11 protein-coding genes are annotated in these 11251 nt (G+C 39.4%); all 11 read right to left on the bottom strand.

Translation table 11 applies throughout. The annotated features are described in order from the left end of the window. Window positions 1-165: 165 nt before the first annotated feature. From vgrG to AC1DPZ_RS15175, 11 genes are read right to left on the bottom strand one after another with little or no spacing between them, the layout of a single operon-like run. The gene (gene vgrG / locus AC1DPZ_RS15225; protein ID WP_477404825.1) at window positions 166-2052 is read right to left on the bottom strand and encodes a type VI secretion system tip protein VgrG; all 1887 of its coding nucleotides are present in this window, start codon (window positions 2050-2052) and stop codon (window positions 166-168) included. Beyond that, entirely contained in the window at window positions 2045-2779 is a 735-nt protein-coding gene (locus tag AC1DPZ_RS15220) for a CIS tube protein (RefSeq protein ID WP_477404823.1), read from the bottom strand. Before AC1DPZ_RS15220 ends, vgrG begins: the two co-directional genes overlap by 8 nt. Then, window positions 2779-2937 (bottom strand): DUF5908 family protein, encoded by a 159-nt coding sequence (locus AC1DPZ_RS15215; RefSeq protein WP_477404821.1) that lies wholly within the window; start codon window positions 2935-2937, stop codon window positions 2779-2781. The genes AC1DPZ_RS15220 and AC1DPZ_RS15215 overlap by 1 nt, the downstream gene beginning before the upstream one ends. A 3-nt stretch (window positions 2938-2940) precedes the next feature. After that, on the bottom strand, window positions 2941-3474 hold the full coding sequence (locus AC1DPZ_RS15210; RefSeq protein WP_477404818.1) for a phage tail protein: 534 nt from the start codon (window positions 3472-3474) through the stop codon (window positions 2941-2943). A 15-nt stretch (window positions 3475-3489) separates the two neighbouring features. Further along, window positions 3490-3921 carry a phage tail protein gene (locus AC1DPZ_RS15205; protein ID WP_477404816.1) on the bottom strand — a complete coding sequence of 144 codons (432 nt, stop codon included), beginning with the start codon at window positions 3919-3921 and terminating at the stop codon, window positions 3490-3492. A gap of 46 nt (window positions 3922-3967) precedes the next feature. Next, window positions 3968-5500: a phage tail sheath family protein gene (locus tag AC1DPZ_RS15200; protein ID WP_477404813.1), complete on the bottom strand. Its 1533-nt coding sequence runs from the start codon at window positions 5498-5500 to the stop codon at window positions 3968-3970. A gap of 17 nt (window positions 5501-5517) precedes the next feature. Continuing rightward, window positions 5518-6570 carry a hypothetical protein gene (locus AC1DPZ_RS15195; protein ID WP_477404811.1) on the bottom strand — a complete coding sequence of 351 codons (1053 nt, stop codon included), beginning with the start codon at window positions 6568-6570 and terminating at the stop codon, window positions 5518-5520. A gap of 18 nt (window positions 6571-6588) precedes the next feature. Continuing rightward, window positions 6589-7200 (bottom strand): Pvc16 family protein, encoded by a 612-nt coding sequence (locus AC1DPZ_RS15190; protein ID WP_477404809.1) that lies wholly within the window; start codon window positions 7198-7200, stop codon window positions 6589-6591. A 28-nt stretch (window positions 7201-7228) separates the two neighbouring features. Continuing rightward, a complete protein-coding gene (locus AC1DPZ_RS15185) occupies window positions 7229-7876 on the bottom strand; it encodes an FkbM family methyltransferase (protein ID WP_477404807.1) in 648 nt (215 codons plus the stop codon). 10 nt (window positions 7877-7886) lie between these two features. Beyond that, window positions 7887-8636, bottom strand: coding sequence for a capsular polysaccharide synthesis protein (locus AC1DPZ_RS15180; protein ID WP_477404805.1), 750 nt, complete (start codon window positions 8634-8636; stop codon window positions 7887-7889). Between the two features lie 4 nt (window positions 8637-8640). After that, a complete protein-coding gene (locus AC1DPZ_RS15175; protein ID WP_477404803.1) occupies window positions 8641-10854 on the bottom strand; it encodes a glycosyltransferase in 2214 nt (737 codons plus the stop codon). Between the last annotated feature and the right edge of the window lie 397 nt (window positions 10855-11251).

The following is an 11251-nucleotide window of genomic DNA, read 5'->3' as shown; positions in this document are numbered from 1 at the left end:
GATCACACCTTCGGCCACGGCTACAAATAAAAGCTGCATCTGTTTACTTGGCGGCGGGGCAGCACTTCCCATTACCTCGGGGTAATGATTGTTAAATGCAGTTTGTATAGCCTCGGCCATACTGCCCGAAAAATCTGATGGTGTGCCTGCTTTAAGCGCCATATTTTAACCTGTTTTTACTTTAACCGATAATAAAGACGGAGTTGGTGGCGGCATTGGCGGCACGGGTGGTGCAGGAGTTACCGGTAATGCCCCCAAAGCAAGCTCGCCGGGATGCATATGGGTTTGATAAATGTTAACTATCTGGTTAAGATAAGTGAGCAATTCATCTCCAAAAACCAGCGGATGCGCTGCACCGTCAACTAATTCTATTTGCGGCGCATCAACTATTACTTTGGTATTCCCTTTTACTGTAATAAGTCCGCCATTTACATCAATAACTATTTGGTTGCTGTTTGAATCTTTAATAGTAATGGCCGATGGCTCGGTTGTTATGATATGGCCATTCTGGTCCTCCAGCCTTATTCCCTTTTTATCATCGCTGATGATCACTTTATTTTCTCCGGGGGTTTCAATAACAACCTCCTTTATTTCGTCGTCAAAGGTTAGTTTCAGTTTTTCCCTGGAAGTATATCCCTTTTTAAAATTATCATTGGTAGGACTTATGGGCGGCACCTTATTTGAGCTGTGCAACATACCCAAAATTACGGGCTGACGTGGATCGTCATATAAAAAGCCTAAAAGTACTTCATCATCAACCTCTGGTCTAAAAAACATTCCACGTTCGTTACCAGCATCGGTAAGGGCTATTCTTGCCCATACACCATCATCATCGGCATTTATGTACGGCATTTTCACTCTTACCCTTTGTTCACCATCCGGGTCTTCATTATCTGTTACAATGCCGGTATGCAGCCCCACAACCCCCGGCAGTAAACCACCTGCTTTGGGAGCGGTAACTGTATTTTCTTCTATAAACCAATCTGGCGTGTGGCCAAACTGCGCCTGCGTTTTCCACCCGGAAACAGTTGAATAATCCTGCCTGACACCACTAACAAAAGCTTTTCCGTTAAATCTATCGCCAAGGCCGTGCAGCTCAATAACATCGCCGGGATTTATGGTGGCAATACCATCAAACTTAACCCTGCCCCTTATTTTTGACAGGCGCGATTTTAATAATTGCGCATCGGCCCAGGCCTGGCGTTCTGCCGAGGTAATTGAACCGGAATGATTTAAAACAAAATCATCGGGACCGGCAACGGTGGCAAGGTCATTAACTGAAAGTGTCCCTTCTTCTTCGAGGTTGGCAGGGTCATTAGCATCCGATTCTGCATTTGCCTGGTTAGCCATATCCCATGAAACACTTTTCACCGCTGTAAACTGGTTTCTGCTATCCATTTCTGCATCAAGTTCCATAACGGTTGCACCATGCAGTAATGAAAGTGTGGCGTCTCCGGAAACGGTTGGTTTTTTTGTAACTATTTTTTCATCGTTTGTAATTATAACATTGCCTGTAGCCTCGGCCCTGCTCAATATAAAATCCCAATCGGTGCTGTTATACTGAACCATTTCCTTATGAGTTACATCGGTTGATTCAATTTCCAGATCTGAAGACGAAAAGCCGTCACTTTCTAAAACCTGGCTGATGATATCAGCGTCGGTAAGATCATGAAAATATGTACTTTTACGCCCTATAGTTGTTTTTACGGCCTTATGTTTACATTCAACTATCAGGTTTGGTGATACCGATTCTCTTATTTTGATGGATTGTTTAATGATAATTCCTTTAAATATACTAAAGCTATTATCCGGATCGCCGGCGGTTATCTCCATCTCGTTGCCTGGAGTAAAAAGATCCCCGTCGGTTAACGGAAATTCGCCATTTGAAGCCTCAYCATCCTGAATTACAATTGTCGCAGATGATATTTTATTTACCATCTTCATTACGTTAACCGAAAGTTTAGGTACTGACCGGGGAATTTCGGTGCCATTAATTAATATTTTAAATTCGGCTACCGTGTTAACCGCAGGAATAATTCTTTCTTCAGGCATTACTGGTTGGCTTTACATTTTTATCGAAAGGCGGAAAAATCAATTTTTGTCCGGGCTGCAGATCCCTGAAGTTTTTAAGATTATTTACCCTGGCAACTTCAAGATAATATTTAAAATCGCCGTAAATTTTTTGTACCATAGCTGGTAAGGTGTCTCCTTCTTTAACTATGCGAATATGTGTTAGGTCTGGCGATGAATTCCTTTCTTCTGCCTGTCTTACCGCGGCCGGAAGCTTTTCGGCAAATGTTGCATTAATGATAACACGCAATGGCGTGCCATCGGTTTTAAACATTTTATATTGTATAGAGGTGGTTTTAAGCTCACAATCAAACTCATACTGATTGGTACGTAACCATGTAAGGTGCCCCCATGTTATCCTGAGGAAACAGGTACGGTGTTTTTTACCATCATAACCCACCGCCTCATAAAACTCTTTAATTTTAGCCGGAACATCTAATTTTACACCATTGGCATTTGTACCATCAAGAAAAAACTTTAAAGCTACTTCTAACGGCCTGGTACCAAGAAAGCCCCCGGCGCTTCCGTTAGCGCCAGCCGCATTGTTACTTTCTGTTATAACCGTGTAGTTAAGTGTAAACTCATCCGGATTAATAAAAGCAGTAAACTTTTTCTCGGCAGGGCCATTTCTGTTAATATCGGTCCATGATTCAATTTTGAGCTTTTGAGCTTCTTTACCTGGCAATAAGCCACTGAGTATATCCAGCATCAGCGTTCATTTTTTTTATCAAGAATTTCCATAACCTGCTCAATACATTCTTTAATGATCTCTTGTTTTAAAGAGCCATCAGCAGATCCGGAACTGCTTGTTGAATTACTATCAGAAACAGTTACAGAAATTTCGATTTCGTTAATTATAATTGGCATAATTTAAAAGCTTACAGAACCTGATACCGCACCCGCAACAGCCCCCACGGCCCCTGCAACAAGATCATCAAGGCCCATTGGTTTAAAGTACTGATAGGTAAGTTCGAGCGTTTCAATTACAAGGGTATTCTGTTCGGCATTGAATTCAGAAATATCAATTTTTGTAGGATATGCATTAAAAACATGCCACACGTTTAATGGGATATGGCTATCATTCAGCAGGCTTATCAGCACGTTTTTAGGATCGAATTCAAAGTTTTCGATACTGTTGCGGGCCCAATGGCTAACAAAAGACCCCAGGAACAGCCCTCGTTTTAAAACCAGCTTATTAAACTGCGGCACACCGGGAAACTGATGTTTAAACCGATTTTCGCCGCCTTCGGCAATAGTTTCGGTGGGGATATTGACACTCAATCCGCTTACACTCTGAAACCGGATATCCTGGGGAGTTTGCGGAAACATTTCAATAACCACCAAAAAATGGAATCCCGGCGGTGGATAGATCAAGCCATCTACAATACCACTAATCAGGCTCATAATTACAGAATTAGTTTAACCGTTTTGTATAACCAAACCCTCGTGCGCAATATCAAGCTGCTCTATAGCAACTTCGCTGCCGTCAGCTTTCAGGTCGGTGCTTTGAATTTTCACAGGGAATGCATTCTTAATTTTCCACACAACTACCGGTTCATGCTTTTCATTCAGCAGGGTTAAGGTAATGTCCCGCCTTTCAACAGTATTTAATGAAATGGTATTTAACCAGTTGAAAAATTCATTATCGCCTGCAAATACTCCTCTTTTTAAAGTAATGTTGCTAAACTCACGCATGCCCGGCATTTTAATTTTGCTGTATTCGGGCGAAGCTCCGTCCCGGTATTCGATCAATTTATTTTCGATGTTCAACCCGCTTACTTCAGAGAAGCCTATGTTCGACCCGCCCCACTCTACTCTGAAGTGAAACTTTGGTAATGGATAATTTGCCATGTTTTTGCTTTTTATATTTGATTAGGTTTTGATAACCTTTAATTGATTAAGATTCCTGTAGTTTATGAGAGAATTTCAGGATGATAAATTCGGCAGGGCGTACTACGGCCATACCAATTTCAATATTCATTCGTCCTTCCAAAATATCAAGAGCTGTCATGGTTTGGCCAAGTCCTACTCTTACAAAAAATGCCTGTTCTGGCTTTGCCCCGGCAAGTGCGCCTGCCCTCCATTGCTTTATCAGGAAATTTTCAATCATTGCCCTAACCCTAACCCAGGTATTGGCATCATTTGGTTCAAAAACAACCCATTCTGTACCTTTTTTTATTGATTCTTCGGCAAAAATGAAGAACCGGCGTACAGGTACATATCGCCATTCATTATCATTTCCGGCCAGCGTGCGCGATCCCCAGATCATTACTCCTTTACCCGTAAAATATCTTATAGCATTGATAGATTTGCCTGAAGTAGGATCAACATTTAGTGACATCTGGTCTTCGGAAGAAATTTTAAGTGATGTAGAATTTACATATGCAAGGGTAATATTAGCCGGCGCTTTCCATACTCCTCTTGAACTATCAACTGCGGCGTAAGCACCTGCAACTGCCGATGAAGGAGGCATAATAATATTTAGATTTTGCAACTGCAGTTTAACAAGGTTATATAATTCGGAATTACCAGCAACCTGTGGTGCGGCCGGTGGCGATGCAGGTACAGTTGGAGCGGGTTTCTGCAGGTTAAGCCCGGTACGAACCGAAACCTTTAAAGTTGCTGGTGGATTTAAAATAGATGCAAGGCTAATTTTACCGGTGCCTATGTCAGTTTGCTCAACCCCATTTACTATATAAATAATATTTACGTCGGCATCATCAAACCTATAGCTTAATATAGTTTGCAGGTAAGGGAAATAAGCGGCACCATATTTCATTAAATCAAGGTTACTGCCTAACGTAGCAGCATTTCTGAAGTCATCTGCCGACGAGTTGATATCATTTATTGTACCGCTTGATTGTTTAACATCTATAATGGTAAACCTATCCTGCAATGTAAAGCATTGATTTAGCGCACTATTAATAACAGAATAATAGTTAGTTGAGGGCAGTGAAGGACCATCAGGAAATAACAATAGTGTAGGTTCATCAACCTTTGCAATCTCGGCTAAGCCATCAGTTAATTTGGAGGCGTTAACGCCTCCCGCATTATACTTATCTGCCGAAACAATGTAGCAAGGGCCGCCACCATTTGCAAAATACATTTGAAGCGCATAATACATCAAGTACTTAGAGCTTGCAGCCGGGTTAATTGCTGCATTAATTGTCCTGGTAACAGCATTTGCAGCATTTACATCTGTTATGGTTACCGTTATTGCCGTTTCTTTTTGAGCAAGCCCAAATAACTGTTCATACTCTAACAACGAACCTATTCGTTGCGGCTGTTTCCCAAAATCATTGCCATTGAAACTTGATTTTTCGGTGTATCCGATGAATGCAGGAATTGCGGTTTCAACTTCTGCCACCGAAGGTGGAAACGTTGGGATTTCCTTAATGTAAACCCCGGGAGTTTTAAATACATCTGCCATGGTGGTATTTTTTTTAATTAAATGGTTATTAAAATATCTGAGAAGGTATCTGCCCCTTCTGTTTTTATGAGATTTAGAGGTGGGTTTGGTAAGTTGGCTATCAGCACTTTATTTGTATTGTCTTTTAATTTTATGCCAGCTACAGATTCTTCTGATAATGGAAGCGCATTGTTTGATATAACAATAAATGTCCCTGCAGGAGAACCGCCGAGTAAACTAAAATTTATGGGAGAACCATTTGTTTTGGCCACACTTACCGATGTGATTGCCGGGTTAAATTTCCTGGTAATTATATAGCGCCATTTGGTTGCCCGGTTAGCAAACGGAATTTTATAATTTACAGTTGTAATTGAATTATCAATACCCTGGAACTGGTAGTTACTATTTAAACCAACTTTGTAAAATATTTCAACCACTCCAAATACGTCAGACATTTCGGCCGGGTCAAGTGAATAGAAAGTGGCTTTCTCTATGCCGTCAACTAAAAAACGGACTCTTCCACCAGATGCCTTATTAAGATCAAAAGAATAATTAAATAAATTATTTGAATTGTTTAATTGCTGTTGCAACTTTTCATTACTATCAATAAAATTCAATTCGCCGTTTTGCGTACCAGCCGTACTGTTTTGAACCGATGAAAAACTACCGCTTACAAAAGGAAGCAGATCGGCATCTGATACTATTTTGCTGCCTGTATTGGCCACAAGCAGTGGAACATTACCAGCCGACATATTATTAACCTGGTTATGAAAATAGTAATGGCTTGTAGGCGCTTTAAGCAAGTTTATTTTAGTAATATTTTCAAATAATCCATTTCGCAGTTTCAATAAAAAAGTAAATTTGGTACCATCTGGCAAGGGGTTCTTAATAATATCATTGCCCGCAACAGCATCTACCTTCGCAAATAATTTTCCGCCGGATGCGGTTGGTAAAAAGTGAAGCCCTAATGATTTTATCAGCCCTGCACACCTGGCCGAAGGCTGCATTATTATATCAGGACTTTTGCCGGATTTATAGAATGTATGGGCAAATTCCAATGTAAAAAGCGCCTTGTACTTAATTTTTATCATTGCTATAAGAGCTACATTTTAATTATCAGAAATTGTGATTTCGGTAATCGGCGGTGTTTCCATCTTAGGTTCGTAATCTATAAAGCTGATAGTTCTTATTTTATACACCGCGTTAGGCATATATTTTGCTCCCAGCGCAGCCCAAAGATTATTTTGCTGTTCAAAAGTTGTTGAGTGAAGTGTTATAAGCAACCGCCCCACCTTTTGCCATGGTTTATCGTTATCAACTTTGGCATTTATTTGAGGATACTGATCACTATCAAAAACCTGGTGGCCTTGAAAAAACGCCATTACATATGATAACAACCTTAATGCGGTAGAATAATTATTAGCAAATACCGAAAAAAGAACAAATGCATTAATATTTACAGGAGGATTGACAACCTGGATACGATCTTCAATTTTTTGATAGTTATATTGTGAATCAGCTATCCGGTCTTCCTCCAGGTTAACAAGTGTGAGGATAACTTTTGATACATCACTCCCTTCGGTCGAAACCGCGAATGTGCCATCGGGATTCATTAATGACGAAAGCACAACAATATCCTCATTGCCGAAGTTTGTTGAATCTTTTCGCTTGATATAAGCGTTAAGTTCATCCGACAGAAATTCAAATGCGGTCCTTAACATATTTTTTAATTAAATGAACGGCTGTTTCTCAGTTTCGTGTGTAAACAAATTGCCGTGCTGATGATATTCCCGGGTTAAATAGCAGGCTGTAACCGTAGTCTATAAGCTTTTGATGATCGAAATTATTAGTATGGGTTTCAACTATTATAACCTGTACATTTTTCAGGTCTCCGTCTTTTAGTTCATCAACTAAAAACTCTTCGTATCCTTCCACATCCAGTTTCAGAATAAAAACCTCTTTATCCAGCTTATTGATAAAAGAAAATAATCCTATAGATTCAACCGTTAAAAACCCATTTGAATTGGGCAGCGTTGTCCACCTTCCGCTCCAATCACTTTGATCGGGAGCATAAAGATTTAATGTTCCATCGGCAATTGAAATAGCTTTATTAAGCGCTTGTATTTTCCCAAACCGGTCTGCATTCTCGCTTAAATATGTGAAACTATCCGGGTTGGGTTCAAATGAAATAACTTCAACATTTGCCAGGTGCTGCACACACATGATGGAGAAAGCACCGATATGAGCACCACAATCAACAATATAACAGGGATTAGCCGGCTTAAGATTTGTTAACAGGCTTTTTATACAATACATATCCTGGTCAATAACTTCCGGAATCACCCAGCGGTCATCATCGGTATCTTTACGATAGGCTATTTCTAAAACGTCGTTCATTGTATCAGATTTAAGCAAAGGCTAAATAATTTTCTTCAGTTGGCACTGACATTCTTAGCAGGTAACTGAAAAAAGTATTCTTATTTAAAATATTTTTATTGGGGTTTTCAGAAATATGTTGCCTTACCATATTGGCAGAAAGCATGTAGCAATAAGAGGTCCTGTTAATAAAATATTGGTGTTCTTCATCAGGCCTTTCCTGCAAAAACTCTTCGGGTTTACTCCAGCACACTGGTTGAATCTGTTCCACGGTCAGTTCGCACCATGAAGCATTACTTTCGTTAAGCGTAGATGTTAATGCTTTCGACCCTAAGGTTAGCCATTCAATAGGTTTGCTATCGCGTAAAATACTACAAATAAGGTTATAATAATTTGCAGCGATCGTGCTGTTCTTAGATGCGCCCATCAGGTTGTTTGTTACCTCGCCGGAGCGCTCCCTGTACCCTAAAAAGTCATAGTTATTTAAAGTATCTATTAAAGGTTTAAGAGATTTAATAACCACACAATCCGAATCAATCCATAAACCACCATGCCTGGCAAGTAAAAACGCCCGAATAAAATCTGCGCGGTGCGCTACGTAAAGGTCTTCAAGCTTTATATCCAGGTCGGTGTTACGCATTTCTCTAAAACTTTCAGGTGTCAGCAATTGAACATTGGCGCCATGTGCAAATACTGTTTTTTGGCACTCGCGGATCCAATCGGGAAGATCACCTTCCCAATAAAGCCATATAGGTAAATCTGCTGGTCCCTGGTTCATCATAGCATTAACTTATTTTTTGAATAACGATAAGTGATTCGGCCGAGCACACCTCCTGATATTCGCCTTTTGCAAGTAACTGGTTTACATACACCTGCACATCCGGATAATAATCAGCATAATCGTGGAAAACAACATATCCGTTTACTTCTACAAAAGGTGAAAAGTGCTGAAAATCATCATTGATACTGATATAATCATGCAGGCCATCTATTAGTAACAGCGAAATTGCCTTATCCCATTTAACATCAACTGATTTACCAACCTGGGAGATCACGGTATCTGAAAGACCTGCATTTTCAATATTTAGCTTAAAACTTTCAAAAGACGGTTCAAATACACACAAATCCGAGCCTAAGGCTCCTAACTTTCCGTCGTGCTGATCCACAGCAATTACCTTAATTTCATCGGATATTGATTTGGCAATTTTGCCAAGCAAAACTGTTGCTTTACCATGAAAGCTCCCAATTTCAACAACATGGGCGCCAGAAAATTTAAAGCATGCTTTTAATGCCGTGGCTATAAGTAATTCACACTCAGCATCGCTAAGCCATCCCTGAATTTTTTGAATTTCTGCAATTACCTGCAGCGGGAAAAACAATGACTGATCAACAGCTTCGTGTATTATTTCATTTTTAGCGGGGATATAATTATTGAGATATAACCGAGTGCTGTTTCTGATCACATCATCATATTCCCTGGCGACTGGGTGCATCCAAAAAACATTCGGATCACTTATTGCGCAATCCAAATCTAATGCGGAATAAGATTTTTGATAATTATTAAAAGTATTACAGCATGGATTTAGCAGAATATCAAACCCAAGCAAACTTACCATTGTAGGTAAAATAATTTCTTCGGTTGCCCATATCCCGGTGCGCTGCATTATATCATGAAGCCGGGTATTAACCTTAAATTGTTTAACCAAATCCTTAACTGCATCATATGTAAATACTGTTGAGGGCCAAAAAGACCAGTGTACAAACTTATTCTCTCCATCGGGAAAGGTTTTTAGCAATGGCCTCCACAGATCATATTCTTCAAATGCTTTAATTGATGTCCATACATCCCTGTTTTCTGCGGTAATACGCTCTGGCCTGTTTGACAATAACCCAACGTTGCTTTTATCAGATAAGAAATTGGATATAAATGAAGAGTAGCCCGGCTGAACACTTAACTGATCAGAATCAACAATTGTTAAAACATCGAATGAAAAGTTTTCTAATGCAAACTTCATGCATTCCAAAGCAAAAGTGTGCAGATAACCATGMTTCACACAATAACTAACGGGACAGATAACAGCACCAAATTGCTCAAATGGAAACAATGTTGATTTAAGATCAAAATTAGCCCCGCCGTTGAAAAGTAAAATTATAGAAGATGGATCGTTATAGTGTAAATTACGGACCATATCAATTACACAGTCCAGGTTTTCATGCACCAGGCAGGCGTAAACATTTTTTCCCTTTCCTAAGTTGCCTTGAATAGTAACACTATTTGTAACCTCACTCGTCGGGCTATCATTTACAGCCATGCTATGATTACGATAATGTTTTAAATCAGCCTGCATAATTTGTTCAATATCTTTTACAGGATAAGGATGCCACCATTCACCTGAAGTTTGTTTGGGACTAATGTTTTGGTCATGTATCATATGAACAGATATGGTGGTATCTTCCAGCTCGGTAACATGCTCTGGTGAGGTATTCCAAACAAATAATCCATCCATACCTACATTAATATTTTTAAACTGGTTGTTTTCCCAATGMGATCTATAATAGCATAATGAACTACCTAAAAGCCATTTACGCTGATCTGAAGGATATTTATACTGATAAGCCTGGTTATTAAAAAAATCATAATAAAGCAGGTTATTTATGCCGCAAACCCTGGTATTATTTTTATTTAATTCGTGCACCTGGTATTTTAAACGATGCGGGGCATACCAATCATCATCGTCCCAGTTAGCGATTATACTGCCCGATGCATTGCTGCAAGCCATATTTAATTTTTCGCCAAGTGTTATTTTATGATCAAGGCGGATGTATTTTATACCAGGCTGGTTTATTACAAGGTCTTCAATACAATCTGTTCCGTCATCAATTATAATTAATTCCTTATTTTGATGTTCCTGCCGTTGAAAATACCGAATGGCATGTGGTACAAAACGCCTGCGGTTATAGGTTGGCATAATGCATGATACAAGCGGTAGCTTATCCATACTTATTGATTGTAATCTGAAATGTTTTTTGTTTAATTTAAATTAAGCCCGACACTTGAATTTTGGCTGTAAAGCAAAGCTTCGCTTGGGGATTGTCACAAATACATCCGTTTAAAAAGCTGTAAAATTCTTAGTACTTATTTAGATTCAATGGTAGTGTTTGCTCAAGTAGCTTAACAAGTATAAAATTAAGTGTATTCAAAACTCAGCACAATAGCCATTAGTAACTATTTTGCATTAACATTTTCTGAGGCTTGATGAACAAACCTCAATAGAAAGCGATTGGTTAATTGAATTTAAATGTATTCCCACCCTTTCTTTACCCCGTTTAAAAAATAGCTTACCCTGCAATCCGGTAAATGGCCCTTCAACAATTATTACATCATCACCTTCAATA

Source organism: Mucilaginibacter sp. P4_G9 (assembly GCF_056400985.1).
This window is presented reverse-complemented; position numbering and strand designations above follow the sequence as displayed.

Excerpts from the sequence above, each read along its gene's own strand:
- AC1DPZ_RS15220 (WP_477404823.1), bottom strand. The coding sequence starts at position 2,779 with ATGCTGGATATACTCAGTGGCTTATTGCCAGGTAAAGAAGCTCAAAAG.
- AC1DPZ_RS15215 (WP_477404821.1), bottom strand. The coding sequence starts at position 2,937 with ATGCCAATTATAATTAACGAAATCGAAATTTCTGTAACTGTTTCTGAT.
- AC1DPZ_RS15210 (WP_477404818.1), bottom strand. The coding sequence starts at position 3,474 with ATGAGCCTGATTAGTGGTATTGTAGATGGCTTGATCTATCCACCGCCG.
- AC1DPZ_RS15205 (WP_477404816.1), bottom strand. The coding sequence starts at position 3,921 with ATGGCAAATTATCCATTACCAAAGTTTCACTTCAGAGTAGAGTGGGGC.
- AC1DPZ_RS15200 (WP_477404813.1), bottom strand. The coding sequence starts at position 5,500 with ATGGCAGATGTATTTAAAACTCCCGGGGTTTACATTAAGGAAATCCCA.
- AC1DPZ_RS15195 (WP_477404811.1), bottom strand. The coding sequence starts at position 6,570 with ATGATAAAAATTAAGTACAAGGCGCTTTTTACATTGGAATTTGCCCAT.
- AC1DPZ_RS15190 (WP_477404809.1), bottom strand. The coding sequence starts at position 7,200 with ATGTTAAGGACCGCATTTGAATTTCTGTCGGATGAACTTAACGCTTAT.
- AC1DPZ_RS15185 (WP_477404807.1), bottom strand. The coding sequence starts at position 7,876 with ATGAACGACGTTTTAGAAATAGCCTATCGTAAAGATACCGATGATGAC.
- AC1DPZ_RS15180 (WP_477404805.1), bottom strand. The coding sequence starts at position 8,636 with ATGATGAACCAGGGACCAGCAGATTTACCTATATGGCTTTATTGGGAA.